The organism is Mariniplasma anaerobium, assembly GCF_016865445.1.
GTDB classification, from domain to species: domain Bacteria; phylum Bacillota_I; class Bacilli_A; order Acholeplasmatales; family Acholeplasmataceae; genus Mariniplasma; species Mariniplasma anaerobium.
In genome coordinates this window covers 1,775,488-1,797,344 of sequence record NZ_AP024412.1, presented here as the reverse complement: position 1 = coordinate 1,797,344, position 21,857 = coordinate 1,775,488, and the positions used below count along the sequence as shown (strand labels likewise).

19 protein-coding genes are annotated in these 21,857 nt (G+C 29.6%); 13 read left to right on the top strand and 6 right to left on the bottom strand.

Annotated features, from left to right (window positions below; translation table 11 throughout):
• The first annotated feature begins 100 nt into the window (after nt 1-100).
• From MPAN_RS08605 to htpG, 8 genes are all read left to right on the top strand, one after another.
• The gene (locus tag MPAN_RS08605; RefSeq protein ID WP_176239448.1) at nt 101-511 is read left to right on the top strand and encodes an Ohr family peroxiredoxin; all 411 of its coding nucleotides are present in this window, start codon (nt 101-103) and stop codon (nt 509-511) included.
• A gap of 88 nt (nt 512-599) precedes the next feature.
• On the top strand, nt 600-902 hold the full coding sequence (locus MPAN_RS08600; RefSeq protein WP_176239447.1) for a YerC/YecD family TrpR-related protein: 303 nt from the start codon (nt 600-602) through the stop codon (nt 900-902).
• 103 nt (nt 903-1,005) lie between these two features.
• Nucleotides 1,006-1,794: an amino acid ABC transporter substrate-binding protein gene (locus MPAN_RS08595; protein WP_176239446.1), complete on the top strand. Its 789-nt coding sequence runs from the start codon at nt 1,006-1,008 to the stop codon at nt 1,792-1,794.
• Nucleotides 1,791-2,444, top strand: a complete 654-nt coding sequence (locus tag MPAN_RS08590) for an amino acid ABC transporter permease (protein ID WP_176239445.1) — start codon at nt 1,791-1,793, stop codon at nt 2,442-2,444. The genes MPAN_RS08595 and MPAN_RS08590 overlap by 4 nt, the downstream gene beginning before the upstream one ends.
• A gap of 106 nt (nt 2,445-2,550) precedes the next feature.
• Nucleotides 2,551-3,462 carry a 1-phosphofructokinase family hexose kinase gene (locus MPAN_RS08585; protein ID WP_176239444.1) on the top strand — a complete coding sequence of 304 codons (912 nt, stop codon included), beginning with the start codon at nt 2,551-2,553 and terminating at the stop codon, nt 3,460-3,462.
• 9 nt (nt 3,463-3,471) lie between these two features.
• A complete protein-coding gene (locus MPAN_RS08580) occupies nt 3,472-3,876 on the top strand; it encodes a GtrA family protein (protein WP_231756772.1) in 405 nt (134 codons plus the stop codon).
• A gap of 18 nt (nt 3,877-3,894) precedes the next feature.
• Nucleotides 3,895-4,272, top strand: a complete 378-nt coding sequence (locus tag MPAN_RS08575; RefSeq protein ID WP_176239443.1) for a Rid family detoxifying hydrolase — start codon at nt 3,895-3,897, stop codon at nt 4,270-4,272.
• 44 nt (nt 4,273-4,316) lie between these two features.
• The gene (gene htpG / locus MPAN_RS08570; protein WP_176239442.1) at nt 4,317-6,188 is read left to right on the top strand and encodes a molecular chaperone HtpG; all 1,872 of its coding nucleotides are present in this window, start codon (nt 4,317-4,319) and stop codon (nt 6,186-6,188) included.
• Nucleotides 6,189-6,344: 156 nt separating this feature from the next.
• Here the strand turns inward: htpG and MPAN_RS08565 are convergent, their stop codons facing one another.
• Nucleotides 6,345-7,889 carry an IS1182 family transposase gene (locus tag MPAN_RS08565; protein WP_231756771.1) on the bottom strand — a complete coding sequence of 515 codons (1,545 nt, stop codon included), beginning with the start codon at nt 7,887-7,889 and terminating at the stop codon, nt 6,345-6,347.
• Nucleotides 7,890-8,240: 351 nt separating this feature from the next.
• Here MPAN_RS08565 and MPAN_RS08560 point away from each other — a divergent pair, with 351 nt between their 5' ends.
• Entirely contained in the window at nt 8,241-9,419 is a 1,179-nt protein-coding gene (locus MPAN_RS08560) for an ISL3 family transposase (protein ID WP_176239511.1), read from the top strand.
• A 207-nt stretch (nt 9,420-9,626) separates the two neighbouring features.
• Here the strand turns inward: MPAN_RS08560 and MPAN_RS08555 are convergent, their stop codons facing one another.
• The 4 genes from MPAN_RS08555 to pdxS form a co-directional block, all read right to left on the bottom strand.
• Complete coding sequence (locus MPAN_RS08555; RefSeq protein WP_176239440.1) at nt 9,627-10,421, bottom strand: CPBP family intramembrane glutamic endopeptidase; 795 nt, start codon at nt 10,419-10,421, stop codon at nt 9,627-9,629.
• A gap of 50 nt (nt 10,422-10,471) precedes the next feature.
• Nucleotides 10,472-11,272 (bottom strand): prolipoprotein diacylglyceryl transferase, encoded by an 801-nt coding sequence (locus MPAN_RS08550; RefSeq protein WP_176239439.1) that lies wholly within the window; start codon nt 11,270-11,272, stop codon nt 10,472-10,474.
• Between the two features lie 136 nt (nt 11,273-11,408).
• Nucleotides 11,409-11,984, bottom strand: coding sequence for a pyridoxal 5'-phosphate synthase glutaminase subunit PdxT (pdxT, locus tag MPAN_RS08545; RefSeq protein ID WP_176239438.1), 576 nt, complete (start codon nt 11,982-11,984; stop codon nt 11,409-11,411).
• Nucleotides 11,985-12,860 carry a pyridoxal 5'-phosphate synthase lyase subunit PdxS gene (pdxS, locus tag MPAN_RS08540; RefSeq protein WP_176239437.1) on the bottom strand — a complete coding sequence of 292 codons (876 nt, stop codon included), beginning with the start codon at nt 12,858-12,860 and terminating at the stop codon, nt 11,985-11,987.
• Nucleotides 12,861-12,966: 106 nt separating this feature from the next.
• Here pdxS and pdxR point away from each other — a divergent pair, with 106 nt between their 5' ends.
• Both pdxR and MPAN_RS08530 read left to right on the top strand, forming a co-directional pair.
• Nucleotides 12,967-14,352, top strand: coding sequence for a MocR-like pyridoxine biosynthesis transcription factor PdxR (gene pdxR / locus MPAN_RS08535; RefSeq protein WP_176239436.1), 1,386 nt, complete (start codon nt 12,967-12,969; stop codon nt 14,350-14,352).
• A gap of 89 nt (nt 14,353-14,441) precedes the next feature.
• Nucleotides 14,442-16,742: an ABC transporter ATP-binding protein/permease gene (locus tag MPAN_RS08530; protein ID WP_176239435.1), complete on the top strand. Its 2,301-nt coding sequence runs from the start codon at nt 14,442-14,444 to the stop codon at nt 16,740-16,742.
• Between the two features lie 63 nt (nt 16,743-16,805).
• On the opposite strand, the gene MPAN_RS08525 is transcribed toward MPAN_RS08530, so the two are convergent.
• Nucleotides 16,806-17,513 (bottom strand): rhomboid family intramembrane serine protease, encoded by a 708-nt coding sequence (locus tag MPAN_RS08525; RefSeq protein WP_176239434.1) that lies wholly within the window; start codon nt 17,511-17,513, stop codon nt 16,806-16,808.
• Between the two features lie 173 nt (nt 17,514-17,686).
• Between MPAN_RS08525 and MPAN_RS08520 the strand changes: the two genes are divergently transcribed.
• On the top strand, nt 17,687-21,067 hold the full coding sequence (locus MPAN_RS08520; protein ID WP_176239433.1) for an efflux RND transporter permease subunit: 3,381 nt from the start codon (nt 17,687-17,689) through the stop codon (nt 21,065-21,067).
• Nucleotides 21,051-21,635, top strand: coding sequence for a TetR/AcrR family transcriptional regulator (locus MPAN_RS08515; RefSeq protein ID WP_176239432.1), 585 nt, complete (start codon nt 21,051-21,053; stop codon nt 21,633-21,635). Before MPAN_RS08520 ends, MPAN_RS08515 begins: the two co-directional genes overlap by 17 nt.
• Nucleotides 21,636-21,857: the final 222 nt, after the last annotated feature.

The window sequence follows — 21,857 nt, the reverse complement described above, 5'->3', positions numbered from 1 at the left end:
TTAACACATCCTTTCTATATTTATATTATACTTGAAAAACGTATGCTTGGACATATAAGATTGCAAGTGGTAAAATTAAAGCATGTAGGAGGTACATATTATGAAAGAAATTCTCTCAAGAACAGCCACAACTTATGGTGGTAGAAATGGTGAAATTAAAGACACTACAAGTGGTGTTACATATAAATTAGCAAAACCCAAACAAATGGGAGGCATAGGATTAGATGGAACCGATCCTGAAGAATTATTTTCAGCTGGATATAGTAGTTGTTTTGCAAGTTCTATGGAATACTTGTTGAATGAAGATAAAGTTGATTATAAGGATTTATATGTAAAAGCAGAAACTAAATTATTAATGATTCCTAACGAAGGATTTAAATTTAAACTTGTTGTTGAAGCTAGAATAAATGGTGTTGATCAAAAGACATTAGATAAATATATACAAGGGGCTAAAGGGTTTTGCCCATATTCAAAAGCTTTTAAAGGTAATATAGATATTGAATTTATCTAAATATAAGTAAAGTCTCTAAAAATAGAGACTTTTTATTTATATAAAAATATAATAATACATGATATAATAAGGCAAATGAGGTGAAAATATGCCATATAGATCTAAATTTGCAACTAAAGATATAGAAAAATTATTTGAAACAATAATTCAATTAGATACAGTTGGAGAGTGCTACCGTTTTTTTGAAGATGTTTGCACAATAAATGAAGTCCAAGACATGGCACAAAGATTGAAAGTAGCACACATGTTACAGGAAAAACACTCTTATCAAGACATTGTTAACGAAACTAAAGCTTCAACAGCAACTATATCAAGGGTTGCGAAATCATTAACTTATGGTGCCGAAGGATATCATTTGGTGTTTAAAAAAATGGAAAAATTAAAAAAATGAGTTTGCGAAAGTAAACTTTTTTTATGCAAAAAACGTTTTCATCACTTTAGCACTTTACAACAGTGAAGTAATGAAGTATAATTGTTGCAAGAGGTGAAGGAAAATGAAAAAAATATTATTATTAATGGTTGCTGTTTTAGGGGTTGTGACACTTGCTTCATGTGGTGAAGAAGTGATTCAAACATGGGAAGGTATTGAAGATCGTGGTTATTTAGTTGTTGGTCTTGACGATACATTTGCTCCAATGGGTTTCAGAGATGATCAAGGAGAACTTACTGGATTTGATGTGGATCTTGCAAATGAAGTTGGACATAGATTAAATATCGAAGTTAGATTTCAACCTATTGATTGGGATGCAAAAGTTTTAGAATTAAATTCTGGAACTATTGATATGATTTGGAATGGATTAACTATTACAGATTCAAGATTAGAAGAAATGGTCTTTAGTAATCCATATTTAGAAAATACGCAAATGGTTATGATTCTTAAAGATGAAGCAATCACAAGCATTGCAGATTTAGCTGGGCTTAAAGTAGGCGTACAAATATCTAGTGCATCTGAAGATGCTGTAATTGCAAATGCTATTTATGCTGATTTAGGTGAACTTGTTAAATTTGATACATTCAACAGTGCTTTGCTTGAACTACAAAATCAAACTGTAGATGCTGTAGTTATTGATGAAATTATGGGTAGATATATTATGTCTTTAAACCCAGGTGTATATGATGTATTAGAAGATAACTTTGGAGAAGAAACATATGGTATTGGTTTTAGATTAGAATCAAGTGATATTAGAGATGAAATTAATCAAGCTTTAGCTGATATGATTGCAGATGGTAAAGCATCAGAAATATCTGTTAAATGGTTTGATGAAGATATTTTCCTAAGATGATTGATTATCTTTTAGAAACGATAAAGTACTTATCAACTGGAGCAAGCGTGTCACTAAGAATCTTCTTTGTGACACTTGCTCTTTCGTTTCCAATTAGTATTATATTATCAATGAGTTATCGATTAAACCCATTTTTTAGAAGATTAACATCATTATATACATGGCTATTTAGAGGGACTCCTTTAATGCTACAATTATTTTTCTTTATGTTTGGCTTGCCGGCTTTTGGTATTATGATTGATCGTATGATGGTCGCTTATATTGCTTTTGTACTTAATTATGCAGCATACTTTACAGAAATCATGAGAGCGGGTATTGAATCTCTTCCAAAAGATCAAGAAGAGAGTGCACAAATGATGGGAGCGTCTAGATTAAAAACATATAGATATGTTATTATGCCACAAGCTATAAGAAAAGAGATGCCAACAATTACCAATGAAGTCATCACGCTTATTAAAGATACATCGTTAGTGACCGTGATTGCAATATCTGATTTAATGAGAAATGTTAAAGAGATTGTATCTAGAGATTTTACGATTTCTCCATTTTTCTTAGCTGCAGTATTTTATTTATTAATGAGTTTTCTCATTATAAAAATATTTAAAAAACTTGAGCAAAAATTTGATTTTATGGATAATACAGTATCATAGAAACGTTCTAAGAGTTTACTTAGGGCGTTTTTAATTTGCTAAGATTAAATTACTTTCTTTAAATATATATTAAGAAGTTATATAATAAATAGGAGAGGTGATTTTTATGTTTATAACGATTACACTTAATCCTGCAATTGATACAATGATTTTTGTAGATAAACTCGATAATCAAAAACACGCTAATGTTATTAAAAAACAAAAAGTTGCTGGTGGTAAGGGTATTAATATATCTAAAGTCTTAAAACAATTAAATGAAAAGACATTTGCTACTGGATTTTTAGGTGGGACAAACGGAAAATTTATTTCAAAAGAATTATCAAAATTGCATATAGATCATCAATTTATTAATATTGAAGGTAATACAAGAGAAAATATAAAAATATTTGATCAATTTTCAAATGAATCATTTGATATCAATGATCAAGGACCATCTTGTGACATGAATCATTTTAACGAACTTATCATTTTGTTAAAATCATTGATTAAGCCAAAGGATGTTGTTATTATATCAGGAAGTGCACCTATTGATTTTGATGCCGACATTTATAAAATTTTAATTAAAGAAATTAAACATTTAGCAGATAAAATTATTCTAGATACTTCAAAAGCATGGTTTAAAGAAGGATTGACAGCCACACCGGATTTAATTAAACCAAATTTAGAAGAATTAAAAGAGTACGCGAACCAACAATTGGACGATGAACCGACTATTATCAAAGAGGCATTAAAGATATGTGATACAGGTGTCTCAGAAGTTCTAGTTAGTTTAGGTAAAATAGGAAGTTTATATGTTTCAAAAAAACATATTTATAAAATATCTGTTCCTGATATAAAAGTTTATCATACAGTAGGTGCAGGAGATGCACTTTTAGCTGGGTTTGTTTCAAATGTAAAAAAACATGATTTAGAATTTGCTTTAAAAAGAGCAACAGCCATTTCTTTAGCGTATATAGCACATAGAGATGATATCGAAGTTTTACACAATTTAATTACAATACAAGATATGAAAGCATAGGTATGCATAATGGAAATGACAAAAAAAGATAACTGGATTCAGTTTATTAAGTTCACAGGATTTTCAATTTCAGCAGGAGCAATAGAATTAGGATCTTTTACGCTCTTAAATGAGCTTACAGGATTTCCTTATTGGCCAAGCTATTTAATCGCAATAACACTATCTGTTTTATGGAATTTTACACTAAATAGAAGATTTACATTTAAATCATCTAATAATATCCCAGTTGCAATGACAAAGATATTCATTTATTATTTATTTTTTATTCCCATCACGACTTGGGGTGGAGATGCAATCGTAAATGCTGGTGTAAATGAATATATTGTATTAGGTGTAACGATGATTTTAAATTTTGTAACGGAGTTTTTATTTTCAAGAATATTTATATATAAAAATCAAATGAATACAAGATAAAAAAAGGGAGAAAATATTATGAAAATTATTTCAACAGAAAAGGCTGCTCAAGCTGTAGGTCCATACAGCCAAGCTATAGTCAACAATCAAACATTATTTACCTCAGGACAATTAGGTATTGACCCAAAAACAAGTGATTTTCCAACAAATGAGATTATAGGTCAAACAAAACAAGTATTTAAAAACATAGAAGAGATACTCAAAGAATCTGGATTTGTTAAATCTGAAGTTGTTAAAGTAACAATCTTTTTAAAGGATTTATCTGTTTTTAGCGTTGTTAATAAAATGTATGGTGATTTTTTTGAAAATCATAAACCAGCTAGATCAACTATTGAAGTTTCAAGACTACCTAAAGATGGGTTAATTGAGATTGAACTAATAGCTCAAAAGGCTTGACATAAAGGTGAATATTTACTACAATTTTTAATGGAGGCGATAATATGTCAAAGACAAAAAAATTTAAAACAGAATCACAAAAATTATTACATTTGATGACACATTCTATTTATACACAAAAAGAAATATTTTTAAGAGAATTGATATCAAATGCGAGTGACGCAATAGATAAAAGACATTATATGTCACTCACTGACCCAAAGGTTGAATCTGATACTTATGAAATATGGTTGGAACCTAATAAAGAAAATCGTACATTAACGATTAGAGATAATGGTATTGGATTTAGTGAAGAAGAATTAATAGAAAACTTAGGAACGATTGCTCAAAGTGGATCTAAACAATTTTTAGAAAAGCTAGAAAAAGAAGATGTTGAGATCATTGGACAATTTGGTGTTGGTTTTTATTCAGCATTTATGGTTTCTGATAAGGTTGAAGTCTATACAAAGAGTCCTTTTTCAGAAAAAGGATATAAATGGTCATCTAATGGTGAGTCATCATATACGATAGACGAAACAGATGAAAAAGAAGTAGGAACTAAAATTGTTTTATATCTACACAAAGATGATAAAGAAAATGATGAAGATTTTTCAACTTATCTTGAAACATATACACTAAAAACACTTATTAAAAAGTATAGTGACTATGTAAGATATCCAATTAATATTATGGTTAATCATGGCGATGATAAAAAAGAAAAACTTGAAAAAGAAACACTTAATCAAATGATTCCAATTTGGAAGCGTCAAAAATCAGAAATTACAGATGAAGAAATGAGCGATTTTTATAAACATCAATTCAACGATTATGAAGAACCACTTAAGGTGATTCACACAAAAGTTGAAGGCATGTTAACGTATACAGCACTTTTATTTATTCCATCTAAACCAGCATATGATTTTTACAGTGAAAAATATGAAAAAGGATTACAATTATATTCTAAAGGCGTCTTTATTCAAGACAAAAATAAAGATTTAATTCCAGATCATTTCAAGTTTGTGAAAGGGTTAGTTGATTCAAGTGACTTATCTTTAAATATTTCTCGTGAATTACTACAACAAAACAGACAAGTTAAAAATATTGCGGCTCATTTAGAGAAAAAGATTAAAAGTGAACTTGAATTGATGTTAAAAAATGAAAGAGAAACTTATATTAAGTTTTATGAGGCATATAAAAATACATTAAAATACGGTATGTATGATCAATTCGGTATGCATAAAGATATTTTAAAAGATTTAATTATGTTTAAAACATCTCAATCAGATGAATACACGACATTTAAAGAATATTTAGACAGAAAACCAGAAAGTCAAAAAGCAATCTATTTTGCCACTGGTAAATCAAAACAAAGTATTTTGAATCTTCCTCAAATGGATGTTATGAAAGAAAATGGATCAGAGGTTTTATTATTTACTGATGAAATTGATGAATTTATGATTCAAGTATTAAATAACTATGATGAAGTACCTTTTAAATCTGTTCAACAAGGTGAAGCTGATTTTGTTGATGATAGTAAAAAAGAGGATTTAAAAACAAAAGAAAAAGAAAATAAAGATATTTTGAAAGCAATTAAAAAAGCATTAAAAGATAAAGTTAAAGATGTTAAATTAACTGCTAGATTAAAAGATTCACCAGTATGCTTGGTATCAGGAGAAGGATTAAGCTTAGAAATGGAAAAGATTTTAAAATCTATGCCTAATCAAAATGAGATTAAAGCAGAAAGAATTTTAGAGATTAATCCAGATCATGATTTATTTAAAGCTGTTCTTTCAGTGTATGAGAAAGATAATGCTAAAATTGATGAATATGCATCTCTTTTATATCACCAAGCGTTATTAATGGAAGGATTACCTATTGAAGATCCAACTGAGTTTTCTAATAATTTAGTTAAACTGATGATTGATTCATCTAAATAACACATAAAAAGGGGCTGTAATGAAATGAAGAATATTTAATCTTCATGGACTACACAGTCCCTTTTTCTTTTGTTTTGTGGATAAATATAAAAAAATACCTGTTTTCAGGCATATTTAAAAGAGAACTTCAAAATTCTTTAGTTTTCCACAGGATAACTATTGAACGAATCGTTGTTGCTTGTTATGATATTTTGATAAATTATACCCAATTGAGAGTAACATAAACTCTAATTTAACATTTTGGATGCCACGTCGCTTAAATCTTCTAAATTTAAAGTCTTCTTTTAAAACCCCAAATGCGCCTTCAACTTGAATTGAGTGTTGAATCCTAAGTTCTATACCTAAATCAGATTGAAGATTATCTCTTGCTTTTTTTTGATAGTTCCATAATTCTTCATTGACTTCAATACGTCTTGGAGCTTTCCCTTTTTTACACTTTGAAGCTAGCGGATATCTTAAACAAGTAGATGACTCATAAACATCTTTACCATTGTGTCTTGTAAATAGATAATTCATCTTTCGTCCTTTTGGACAAATTAGATTCCCGTTTTTATCTTTAGTGAAATTTTCTGCACGATAAGGACTATTTATATAGTTCTGATTGCTGGTTTCTTTTTTATACATTGGATATTTTTGATAGAGTTCCATATCTTTGGATTTTAAATATCTATAATTTATAAGTCCACCATATCCAGCATCTGCTACAGGATATTTAGGATAAAATCCATAGCTATGATTAAATCCTTCTAGAAATGGTTCTAATGTTTTATAATCGCTTCGATTCTGATAGACATCCATATGCATGATATATCCATCTGACACGCCAATTTGAATGTTGTATCCAGCCTTTAATTGACCATTTCTCATATGATCGTCTTTCATGCGCATATATGTTGCACCATGATCTGTTCTTGCATATGAATTTCTTGATGGACCTATGATCTCTAAATCATGATTATAGCTTGTTAGTTTTTCTATGTAGTCTACGATATCTTCATAATCTCTTTGTAATCCACTTTTGTGGTTCCCTTTGCCATAGACAAAATCAATGCCTTCTTTGTCAATTTCATTGACTAAGAAATCTCTAATCTTTTCTAAATATGATATCTCATAATCTTCTTTGATCAGAAAGTAGATGCCTAAATGTTTATAGTCTTCATTTAATTTGTGCAGAGTCTTGGTAATTTTGAGTTGAAGTTTTTGTTTAAACTTAAGAATTGAGTTCTTCCAAACAAATTTATATTTGTTTGCGTTTGCCTCTATCTTTGTCCCATCTATATATAAGGTGTTGATATCAATTTGTTCTTTTTTTATGATATATTGATTGATCTCTAAAAAGATATCTTCGATGGATGTTTTTAAGTGGGTATTAATAAATTCTTTGATGGTATTATGGCTTGGTTTTAACTCATTAGTCAACCACATGAGCCTAATATCATTTTTAGCTGCCTTTTCCATTGCTCTTAAACTATGGATTTTTTCCATCTGGCAAAACAATACCAATTTCAACATATTGACTAAATTGTATCCTAGTCTACCTTGATGAGATTTGGATACTAAGTATTTTTTAACCTCGATTTTTGAAAATACTTCGTCAAATGTTCTGACTTCACTATCAAATGGTATTAAAATATTCATTTCTAGTGGTAATTTTAATTGTTTTGCGCTAAAATAAGATTGAGTTAATTGAGTACTTTGCATACTTCAATTATATCAAAAACCACTCTGGATTTTCCAGAGTGGTTTTGTGTTTTTATAGACTATAATGATTTTATTTCATTACAGCCCCTTTATTTAAGTTCTATGAAAATGTTTGTGGTATAAGATAGGCTATGAAATAGGTTGTGGTCTTAAAGGTTTTAAAAAAGAAGCCCTCATTACATGTTACAATTTAGTTACTACCCTAAATTAAATGAAAAGGAGGACTTCATTATTCATGATATCATAGAACTCTTAAATTTAGAATACATAGGGCATTTGATTTCTGAGATTTCATTAAGAAAAGAAAGGCAAAATGTTTATGTATATATATAATTAAAAAGAGATTCACAAATAAGTTGCAAGATTTGTGGATCAGAAAAACAATATGTTCATGATTACCAGATTAAACATATTACACACAGTATTACAACAGTCGGGAAATGTATACTCATTTATAGAGCTAGACGATATAGATGTAAGACTTGTCGTAATGTCTATTATGAGCCTAATCCATTCTCATCTGCTTATGAATCTATTAGCATGTATACCAAAACACTCATCTTAGAATATCTATTAGATCCTACACACACATATGCTTCAGCATCAAAGCTTTATCATGTATCAGATAAAAGCGTGATAAATATATTTGACTACCATGTCCAACCAAGACGATTAAAGCTTCCTGCATATATTTCAATGGATGAATTTTATGTATCACAAAAATCTAAATATAAATATGCCTGTATGCTTATTGACTTTAAAAGTAATAAAGTCATTGATATCTATATAACGAGACACAAAAGATATCTCATAGAGCAATTCAGTCGCATATCTCAAGTAGAAAGAGATCAAGTTAAAGGCTTTACAATTGATATGTGGGACTCTTACAAGCAAGTTATCAATCTAGCCTTTCCGAAAGCAAAAGTCGCTGTGGATTCATTTCATGTCATCAAACAACTTAATGAAGCGATGAAACAAATTAGACTTGATGTCATGCATAAATACAATAAACACACCTCTTCTTTAGAAGCAAACGACATGTATTACTATATGCTAAAGAAGTTTCATTATTTCTTTCTAAGAGATTATGAGGGTATCTATTCAGGACCTATTCATATCGCTAAGTTAAACGTCTATTGGAGAAAAGAAGATATTCTACACTATTTATTATCAATTGATGATCTCTTATATGAAGCATATAAATTAAAAGAAGCTTATAGAACTTTCAATAAATCAGCTCTCTATGATACCTGTGAACTTGAATTAGAGCAGTTGACTAAAGAGTTTAGACATTTTGATCATCCAGCATTTAGAAGTTTTGGAAGAACACTTTATAAATGGAAATTAGAAATCAAGAATTCATTTATTAGAGTTGAAGGTAGACGATTATCCAACGGTAAAATAGAGAAAACTAACTCTAAAGTAAAAACAATTCTCAAATCATCAAATGGGATTAAAAATTTTGATAGACTGAAGCGTAGAATTATATATTCAGTTAATCAAGACGTTCCTATTAGATACAAAATATAATTGAAAAAAGGGTAGAAAAAAGGTGTACTTAAGCAAAAACTTAAGCACACCTGTATTTTTTTTGACCACAATCCTTTTCATAGCTGTGTTTTTACAAACCACAATCCTTTTCATAGCTGTGTTTTTACAAACCACAATCCTTTTCATAGCTGTGTTTTTACAAACCACAACCTATTTCATAGGACCTTTATTTATATAATTATTTATTTAATATAGAGTTTCAATTTCTTTTGGATCTAATGTTAGATAAAGCTTATAAGTATAAAAAGCAACTAATAAAGCTAATATGGTTGTTATAAGAATGGTTGCAAGATCATATTTATTAGTTAAAGTACCAAGTGTTGGGAACAATAATCCTGTAAAATTATATATACTATGTAAAATGATAACTAACAAAATACTTTTTGTTTTCAATAGAATAACCGACCACATAAGACCCATTGCAAATGAATACATGACTTGTAGAAGCGTTGCACCTACATTGGCACCATCAAATATATTAAATAGATGCATAAACCCAAATAAAGCAGAAGAAATGACTATTGAAAGTAAAAGTCCTTCTCTATTTTTTGGTAGTTTTTGTAGAAGAAAAAATAATATTAACCCTCTAAAGACTAGTTCTTCAAATAAACCAACACTTAAACATGTGATTGCAAATATTATAATAGTATCAAGTGGTTTTGTTATTTCAGCGTTTCCAGTTAATAATGGGATGAATGGAAAGTTATTAATTGAAATAAGAAGTGCAGGTACGATCATGAGAAAAGACTTTAAAAAAGGTCTATTGATTTTAAGTACTTTATGACCAAAGGTATAAATAATAAAGTAGAAAATAATACTTCCAAGAAAGCGAAAGATAGTGTCACTTATCATCTTTGATATCAAAGTGTCACTAGAAAAAGAAAATTGAGCAAATTGAATAATCATCATTGCGATTAAACACAAGACAATAATTGATAATATATATATGTTTTTCTTTGACATCGTATATTTTTTTTGCATATTTTCAACTCTTTCATATAAAAAAATCTATATTAGTAAAACAAAGATACTTAGATTTTTCTATCTATGAGTGGTTTATTCTTTTTAAGACGGTATAGTGAGTATAGACCAATAGCTACCATCAATAAACTTAAATATTGTGATGGGGTAGGGAATGTATTATATTGTGTTGTTATAAAAGGTAAGAAGCTTCCGCGATCATCTCCACGAATGAATTCAATAAGTATTCTAAATATACCATAACCGATTAAATAAGTTTCAACTTCTATATGTTTAACACGTTTAACACGATTTAAGACAAAGAATAAAGCAAATAAGAAGAAAGATTCAAATAATTGAGTTGGGAATATAGAAACATTTGGATATAAGTCATGGGCATGTCCATAAGGGAAGATGACACCTAGAAAAGATTCAGTAGGAACACCAAAGCAGCATCCTGCAAAGTAACATCCAATTCGACCAATCGCATGAGCTAAGACAATACCAGGAATAATAGAATTCATGATTTCTTTCACATTTTTATTATCATCTTTATAAAAGTATTTTAATAAAATAAGAAAAGCAGCAATTCCACCAATGAGTGCACCTAAAAATGTAAGTGAGCCAAAGGTAAGTTCACCTTCTTGAATTGAATGAAATATACCATCAACTAGAAAAGATGAAACAAGTGCTATTGCTAAACTAGCACCTAGCAATATCAATAACTTATTTGCTTGTTTACGAGTATAACCATTTTGTTTTTCGAATCTGTTTGCGACATAAAAAATCATTAAAACTACACCTATGACTATCATTAAGTCATACATGGGTATTAGATATTTAAAAATCTCTGGTAATAGAAACGGATACATTTAATCAACTCCTTAAAAAAATTATACCATAGAGCCTATAAATTATAGGCCCATATTTTTGAAAAAAATAATCAAATTAAGGCATAATAAAAAACTTATAATTTAGAGATAAGACATTATAAGTTTTTTAGTGGATTTACATATTATATTTTATTTTTATCATATCTATAAAGTAATGATAAACTGCAAGGTCATGATTCAATTCCGGATGGAAAGAAGTAGCTAGCATATTTTTTTGTCTAACAGCAACAGCTTTTTCATCATAAAGAGATAAAATTTGAACGTCATCTGATAAAGTTTTGATAAACGGAGCCCTAATAAATGTCATAGGAATTTTTATATGATTAAATTCATTATGAGTTATAAAACTACTTGATTGTCTACCATATCCATTTCTTGTTACAGTGATATCCATTAATTTTAAGAAAGCATGATCTTGATTGGATATTTCTTTAGCTAATAAAATCATTCCTGCGCATGTTCCAAATGTTGGTAAACCTTCCTTGATTTGCGTTTTTAACATATCAAGCATATCTAGTTCAACAAGTAATTTATACATTGCAGTAGATTCACCACCAGGAAGAATTAATCCATCTTTACGCTTTTCTAAATCATTTTTGTTTCTAATGTAAAATGAGGGTATGTCTAAGCTATCTAGTTTATGCTTATGTTCTATGAAAGCGCCCTGTAAGGCGAGAATACCAATTTTCACTTAGATGCCTCTTTGACTCATGATCAATTTGATTTCATCCTCATTAATACCAACCATTGCTTCGCCTAAATCTTCAGAGACTTCGGCTAATATTTTTGGATTATTATAATTTGTAACAGCTTTAACAATAGCTTCGGCACGTTTTTCTGGATTATTAGACTTGAATATACCTGAACCTACAAATACACCTTCAGCTCCAAGTTGCATCATAAGTGCAGCATCAGCAGGTGTTGCAATACCACCAGCAGCAAAATTAACAACTGGTAATTTTTTATTTTTGTGAACGTATTTAATCAAATCCATAGATACGCCCATTTCTTTTTGAAGAATATAAAGTTCATCTTCACGAAGAGATGCTACATCTCTGATTTCTTTTTGAATTAAACGCATATGTCTAACTGCTTGAATGATATCACCAGTACCAGGTTCACCTTTTGTTCTTATCATAGATGCACCTTCTGTAATTCTTCTTAAGGCTTCACCAAGATTTCTAGCACCACATACAAATGGTGAATTAAATAATGTTTTATCAATATGATAAATATCATCAGCAGGTGATAGCACTTCAGATTCATCAATATAATCTATATCTAGAGCTTCTAAAATTTGTGCTTCTGCAAAATGACCAATTCTAACTTTTGCCATGACTGGAATAGAAACAGCTTTTTGTATATCTTTAATCAATTTAGGGTCACTCATTCTAGATATACCACCAGCAGCTCTTATGTCTGCAGGAATTCTTTCTAATGCCATAACTGCAACAGCACCAGCAGCCTCAGCTATTTTTGCTTGTTCTGGTGTGGATACATCCATGATGACTCCACCTTTTAACATCGCAGCTAATTCTTTATTAAGTTGATATCTTTTCTGATCCATAATAAGACCTCCATTTTCTTTTTGTCCACATATATTATATAATAATAACTGGTATAGTTAAATAACCAGATATATAAAATAATCATATACCAGATTAGGTGAACTTATGGCAAATAAAAAAGAATATATTTATTTAGAAATTTACAATCATTTGAAATCGATGATCTTATCAGATGTTTTAAAAGAAAACGATCGTCTTCCTTCTAAAAGAAAGTTGGCTGCAAGTTTTAGTGTTAGTCCAATGACTATTCATAAAGCTTATCAAGAACTTATTGATGAAGGGTATGTTTATACTGTAGAGAAGAAAGGGTATTATGTTTCTAAAAAAGTACCTATATTTTTTAATCAACCTAAAATAAAAGATATAAAGATAAAAGAGACTAAAGATAGAACTTATCTTTATGACTTTAATACAAGTCATGTAGATACAACACATTTCCCACATCAAACGTGGGCAAAACTCGCAAGAGAAGTACTATCAGAGCATAGAGAAACGATGTTAAATGATGTTGATGCGCATGGCTTATATGATTTAAGAAGTGAGATTGCAAGACATTTAGATATATATAGAGGCATGAGCATAGACCAAAGTCAAATTATTATAGGATCAAGTAGTACACAACTATTAAGTCTTTTGATTGAATTATTAGGAAGAAACAATGTTTATGGAATAGAAGATCCAAGTTATCCAAAGATATTTCATTTATTTAGAACACTAGATATCAAAACTAATTTAATACAATTAGATGCATATGGATTAAGTAGTAAAATGCTTGAGGCTTCAGACACTAAAATTGTCCATATAGTATCCTCTCACCAATTTCCTTCAGGTATTACCATGCCTATACAAAGAAGAATTGAGCTTTTAAACTGGGCTTATCAAGAAACTGATAGATATATCATTGAAGATGATTATGATAGTGAGTTTAAATATCAAGGTAGACCCGTTCCTGCGCTAAAAGGATTAGACAAAGGAGAAAAAGTAATCTATATGAACACCTTTTCTAAATCACTAGCACCATCCTTTAGAGTAGCTTACTTGGTTTTACCTATTGATTTAATGAAAAAGTTTAATAAGGTAATGCAATATCATAGATGCACTGTGCCTAATTTCGAGCAATATATATTATATAAGTTCATGAATAAAGAATATTTTTCTAGACATCTTCATAAAATGATGAAAATATATAGAGAAAAATTAGACTTAATTTTAGATATAACTGAGCAGTATCAAAAAATAAATATAAAAAATTATGAATCGGGGCTTCATTTCATATTATCTTTTTATGCAAAAGTTAGTGAAAATGAAATCATTAAGCAGTTAGAAACTCGAAATATTCATGTTTTAGGTATGTCGCTATTTAGACAAACACAACATAAACAAAAAGATATGATTGAATTAGTCATTGGATACTCAGGACTAAGTAAAACACAAATAAAATTGGGATATACTAAGTTATTAGATACTATATCTACATATACGACACATTAATTTACATAATAGAATAATATGAGCATTCTTTTTTATAATTGATTTAAATACTGTTAAAATAATAACGAACAAAAAAGGATGTGTATGTGATGTTACAATTAAAAAATATCAAAAAAGATTATATGTTGGCAGGAAAACCTTTCCCTGCATTAAAAGGAATAGACTTAAGTTTTAAAGAAAACGAGTTTGTTTCTATATTAGGACCTTCTGGTTGTGGTAAAACAACGCTTTTAAATATTATCGGTGGCCTAGATAGATATACAAGTGGAGATTTACTTATTGAAGGTAAATCTACAAAAGACTTTAAAGATCAAGATTGGGATGCATATAGAAATGCAACAATTGGTTTTGTTTTTCAAACTTATAATTTGATTTCACATTTATCTGTATTAGATAATGTTGAAATGTCTTTAAGATTATCAGGTGTATCTGCAAAAGAAAGAAAAGAAAGAGCAATTAAAGTTTTAGTTGATGTTGGATTAGAAGAACATATTTATAAGAAACCTAATCAATTATCAGGTGGGCAAATGCAAAGAGTTGCGATTGCTAGATCTTTAGTTAATAATCCTAAAATATTATTAGCAGATGAACCTACTGGTGCACTAGATAGCGAAACCAGTGAACAAATTATGAAATTGATAGAAAAGATTTCTAAAGATCGTCTTGTGATTATGGTTACCCATAATGCTGAAATCGCTGAAGCGCATAGTGATCGTATTGTTCATTTATTAGATGGACTTGTGACACTAGATTCTAGACCAAGTGAACCGGTAAAAAAAGAAAAAACTGAGAAGCTTGAAAATAAAAAGACATCAATGTCTTATATAACAGCAATTAAAACAAGTTTTAAAAACCTTTTAACTAAAAAAGGAAGAACAATTATTACTGCCCTAGCTGGTAGTATAGGTATTATTGGTATTGCCCTTGTCTTATCGATTTCTAATGGGATGACGACATATACTAATAATATTCAATCAGATGCCTTAGCAGGCTTTCCAATTACCGTTGATCAAACAGTAGTTGCATTTGGTCCTCCTGAGGAGGTCACAAATCCAAGACCTGATTTAGAATATATATCAGATGATTTGTTTGCACCATATGATTCTGATTCTAGTCTTTCGTCTCATCAAAATATTATTACAACTGAATTTATTACATACTTATCAGAAATGAATCCCGAATACTATAATTCAATATCATATACTAGAGGGTTATCGTTAAATGTTGTTAACTTATCAGATAATGGTTCATATATAAGTGTACCAACTGCAAGTTCTGGTGTGTCATTTTTTGGAGGTAGTTCATATTTTAATGAAATGCCAAACAATCCAGATTTTATTCAAACACAATATGATGTTATATTTGGTGATTATCCAACTTCTTATAATCAAGTTGTATTAATTGTTGATGAAAGAAATAGAATAGATTTAACTTTATTAGAAGATTTAGGTATCAACATAGAAGATGAATATACTTCACAAGATTTAATTGGAAGAACCTTCAAAGTTGTATTAAATGATTTATTTTATAACGAAGTAGGTGGCGTTTATATTGAAAGCACTAATTATGAAAACATGTACAACAACAGTCAAATTTTAATTGAAATTAGTGGTATTTTAAGAGTGAAAGAAGAAGCTTCATCTGAAATATTAGATACAGGTATAGGATATACTTCATTTTTAACTGATTACTTACTTAACATAGAAAAAGATTCTAATGTGGTTGCTGCTCAAGTAGCTTCACCAACTATTAACGTATTAACTGGATCAGCATTTAATTCAACATTTACTTATGATGGCGTTATGAGATCTATAGGTGGAGATGCAACTCCTGTTGCAGTTCAAATTTATCCAGTATCTTTTGAATATAAAGATGAGATTAAAGCTTATATTGATGTTTTCAATGTAGGATTAGATGAAACAAATCAAATTATTTATACTGATTTGGCTGAAACAATATCTGGAACCATTTCATCATTAATTAATACAATAACAATTATCCTTGCAGCATTTGCGGCAATCTCATTGGTTGTATCATCTGTGATGATAGGTATTATTACTTATGTATCAGTTGTTGAGCGAACAAAAGAAATTGGTATTATGAGAAGTTTAGGAGCTAGAAAAAAAGATATATCTAGAATATTCAATGCAGAAACTTTATTAATTGGTTTCACTGCAGGTATATTTGGTATTATCGTTTCTTTCTTATTAAACATTCCTATTAATTTACTAGTTGAAAGATTTATTGATGTTCCTAATTTTGCATCTCTACCAGCAACCAGCGCATTGTTCTTAATTGTATTATCAACATTATTAACATTAATTGCAGGATTATTCCCAAGTAGAATTGCAGCTAAAAGAGATCCAGTAGTTGCACTTAGAACTGAATAAGTTATATAAATATAAAAAAGAACTCATCATAAGATGGGTTCTTTTTGTATATACTTAATGTAATTAGTTTGTATAAATATCATCATCAGTTACATCATCCATATCAATAATAATTTTTCCGTTATGCACTTGATTATTAGGATTTATATGATCTTGATAACGCTGTTTCGAATTGGGAAGATCTGGTATGAATAAGTAAGTAAGAATAATACCGGACACTAATCCGCCAAGATGACCTTGAACACTGACAGCACCACTTAGTGTTAATGTAAAGACGATATTAATAATAGAAATCATTCTAATAGATCTGATTCCATAAGGTGAAAACCAATTAGCTTTTAAGAATGTTAGGATAAGTAAGCCACCCATGATACCATATAGCGCACCACTTGCTCCTATTGTGACAACATCAGGATCACTGAATAACCAAACTGCAACTGATGCACCTAAACCGCTTAGCATATAAATGATAGCGTATCTCGTACTACCTAATAATTTTTCAGTAAAACTACCTAAATAATAGAGGAAATAAGAATTCATTAAAAAATGAAGTAAGCCTGCATGTAAAAACATTGAAACTAATAAACGATAATATTCTTTATTATCAGTAACTAAACGAGGTAAAAGCCCACCATTATTTATAAGCGAGGCTGTAGTAAAACCACCATTGAATAAAACGACAAAAAACATAATTGTATTTAGTACAAGTAACACAAAGGTCACTGGATTTTTTTTAAAGTATAAATTCATGCGTTGTAAGATTATGTCCATTAATATCACTCCTTGATAAGAGTTTACACGAAAACTAAGAAAAGATAAAGGAATTTGGAATATTATGTTAATTCATAAAAGAGAATAAATTGATTGCAAATTATTAAAGCCTTTGATATAATTTTCATGACCGACCGACCGTTCGGTCGGAAAATACTTACAAGGAGAACCAAATGAGCAATTATAGTGTAAAAAAACCAATTACTGTTTTAATGGGAGTGCTAATCATTATTGTATTAGGAGCGTATGCTTTAACTAAACTTCCATTGACATTATTTCCGGATATAAATCTACCATTTGTTGTTACAATTACAACTTATCCAGGGGAAAATCCAGAAACTTTAGAAAGTGAAGTAACTAACAAAATAGAATCCAGTGTCGCAACCATTGGTAATTTTGAAGAAGTATCTTCAATGAGTTATGAAAATTTTGCAGTATCTATTATTACGTTTGCCGATGGAACTAATATGGATAGTGTTGTTATTGAGTTAAGAGAGAACTTGAATAATATCAGTTTTAATGAAAATGTTGGAAACACAAGAATCTTACGTATATCACCTGATATGCTTCCTGTGATGACCGTGACATTATTTAAAACATATGATGAAGACTTAACAGATGAAGAAATCTTAATTAGAAATACAGAATGGATTAATAAAGATATCTTAACTGAACTTAATAGTATTCAAGGTGTTGCAGATGTTTCTATCTCAGGGCAAGCTGATGTAGTCCTGCAGGTTCGTCTAGATGATGCTAAACTAACAACTTATGGACTTACACAAGATCAATTATTATCTTTAATTGAAGATCAAAATACTGGAGGTCTTGTAGGTGTTGCACTAGATAATGGTGAAATTAGAATGCTATATTTAGGAGATATGCCACAAACATTAGATGAAGTAAAAGATTTAGCAATATATCATGATGGAACAGATGTAATCAGATTATCAGATCTAGCAATTGCTGATGGTATTTCATATATAGATGCATCAGAAGAAAGTTATTCTAAAATTAATGGTGAACAAGGTATTCAAATATCATTTCAAAAACAAAATGATGTTGGGATTACTGAGGTCACTTCAAATATTTTAGAGAAATTAGATCAAATCACATCTGATGATCCAGATGCTCAATATTTAATTTTATTAGATCAAGGTGAATATATTAATACATCAATATCAGCTGTAGTTCAAAATATTATTATTGGTGGTATTTTAGCAGTTCTCATATTATTTATGTTCTTGAAGGATATTAAACCAACACTGATAATTGGCTTAGCTATACCAATATCAGTTATATCAGCATTTATGCTTATGTATTTTTCAAATGTTACCTTAAATCTAGTTTCTATGGGTGGACTTGCCCTAGCTATTGGGATGCTTGTAGATAATGCGGTGGTTGTCATCGAGAATATTTATAGGATGATTAATGAAGGTGTTTCTAGAAAAGAAGCAGCTATAGAGGGTGCTAAACAAGTATCTGGTGCAATTACTGCATCTACACTTACAACAATTGCGGTATTCTTACCACTTATATTTGTTGAAGGTTTAATTAGTGATGTCTTCATGTCAATGGCACTTACTATTGCATATTCACTAGGAGCTAGTTTAGTTATTGCACTTACTGTTGTTCCATCAATGAGTTCGTTAATTTTAAATGATAAGAAAGAGAATAAAGAAGGCAAAGTCATTCACAAATTAAAAGTTTGGTATGAAACTTCAGTATTATTCACTTTAAAACATAAGGCACTAACTATCATTACTGTTCTTGTTTTATTGGGAGGCTCGTTCTTCTTAGTTTATTCAAAAGGATTCATTTTATTACCTGAATCAGATGAAGGTAGTATAGAAATTTCAATTGAAACACAAAGCTTAGCATCTTTTACTGGTAAAGCTAATCTAGCAGATGAACTCACCGTTGATTTATTAGAAATTGATGATGTTGAAAGTGTTGCTGCTACTATTGGAACAAGCGGTAATCCAATGGCTATGATGGGTATGTTTGGATCAAGCACGGGTATTAATTTTTCAATTAACCTTAAATCTAATAGAAAGTTAACGACTATTGAAAATGAAAAATTAATTTTAGCGTTACTAGAAGCTTACAACTATGATAGCATTGATAATTTGAGTAGTACAGATATCCTAGATTTTAATGTATCATCACAAAATTCAGCTGGAGCTCTTACTGGTGGTTCTGGAATAAGTATCAAAGTAAGTGGATATAATCTTGATACACTTGAAGATATTGCCAATGATATAACTGCTATATTAAGTGATGTAGATCATGTTGTTGAAATCGATAATGGTGTAAGTGCTGGATCAGATAATGTTAAACTCACTGTCAATCAAGATAAGGCTATTGAATTTGGTCTAACAAATCAAGATGTTAGTGAAAATATTAACTATTTATTTGCTAATTTATCTGGATTAACTTCAAGTGAAACACTTACTGTTCAAATTGAAGGTATAGATTATGAACTTGAAATACCTAATGAAGCACTTGGAGATTTCTCATTTGGAGTATTTGGAGATTACTTAACATTCTTAGGTGGTGTTAGATTATTTGATCAAACAACAAGAGATATGATTGATATTTATGAAGCTGATTCAAATATGAGTATTTATGTACCAAATGTTATGCTTCCAACATATGTTGATGGCACACCAGTACAATTTATAATTAATCCTTATTTAGTGATTGATGCTGGAGTTATCGTCATGAATCCTTTTGATGTTTTTAATCCAACTTTAGAAAGCATTGCTTTAGCACCTTTATTTAATTTGGTTGATCCAAATGAAAGTGTTACTGATATCGAAAAAGTTACAGGCTTTTCAACTATCTATACAGATGGATCAAATAGATATTTAACAGTAAATGCACAAATAGAAGAAGGATACAATGTCACTTTGATAAGTACAGAAGCTACTGATCAAGTAAGTACATATCTTGATAATGAGTTTAAAGATTATGGCAGTGGATACAACGTTGAGTTTGTTGGTGAAAACGAAGAAATTATGAAGGCTGTTAGTGATTTAACTGTCGCAGCTATTGTAGCAATTCTATTAGTTTATATGATTATGGCAATTCAATTCCAATCACTTGTATATCCTTTAATCATTTTAGCTACGATTCCTCTAGCTTTCACAGGTGGACTTCTAGCATTACTGATCACAAATATGAATCTCTCAATGGTTTCAATCATGGGATTGATTATATTAGTCGGTGTAGTCGTCAACAATGGTATTGTATTAATTGATTATATTAATAAACTAAGAGAAAAAGGATTACCTGTTAAAGAGGCTATTGTAGAAGCAGGTAAGACAAGATTAAGACCAATTTTAATGACTGCTCTTACAACAATCCTTGCATTACTTGTTATGGCACTAGCTATTGGTGAAGGTTCTGAACTCTTACAACCTATGGCAATTACCGCTATTGGTGGTTTGATTTATGCAACAATCTTAACATTAGTTGTTGTTCCTACGATTTATGCAATGCTTAATAGAAAAGCAATGCTAAAGGAGGACAAAGAAGTTGCAAACCAAGGATAAAATTATTGAAGTCGTCATTGAATATATAAAACAAGATATAGATGTAACACAAATTTCTTTATCAGAAATCGCAAAGAAAGCTGATATCGGTAAATCGACAGTATATGAGTATTTTGAAAATAAAGATACACTTATTTGTGATACATATATGTATTTACTTAGTTATTATGAACAACAGATTTTAAACCCTTTATCAGAAACTACGTTTAAGAAAGCTTTCATTGAACAAGTTAGAAGATTATTACATGCAATGAATGATGCTAAACATTTAGTTGAAACAATCATGAGTCATCAAAAACAAGTTAATCATTTTAATAATAAGCTCATTGATAAAAAAATGAATGAGGTTTCTGATCATTTACAAGAACGATTTATAGATATCATGCGTTTAGGAATTTTAGAGAAAGCAGTTCCTAGCGGGTTAACAAAACAACCAACACGAGGTTATGTGATTCAAGCTCTTATCTCAGGATTATCATTTCAATATATAAATAAACAAACACAATTAGATGAAGAAGGTATTTTAAATCTTATTTATGATGAAGTTCTTAGGGTGTTACAATATTAAAATTATAAATATATAAGCCGATTATCGGCTTATATTTTTTTTACAAGCGTAAGAATTGAAAGATAAATACGATACGCCTATAATTGATGTAATGCTTGCAGAAATATTGATATTTTTTTAGAATAATTATGAGGAAACTATATTTTTTTATGAAAGTATTTTCATAGAAAAAATTATAGAATAGTCATACATTCTATGATACAATGCTAGTATAGAAAATTA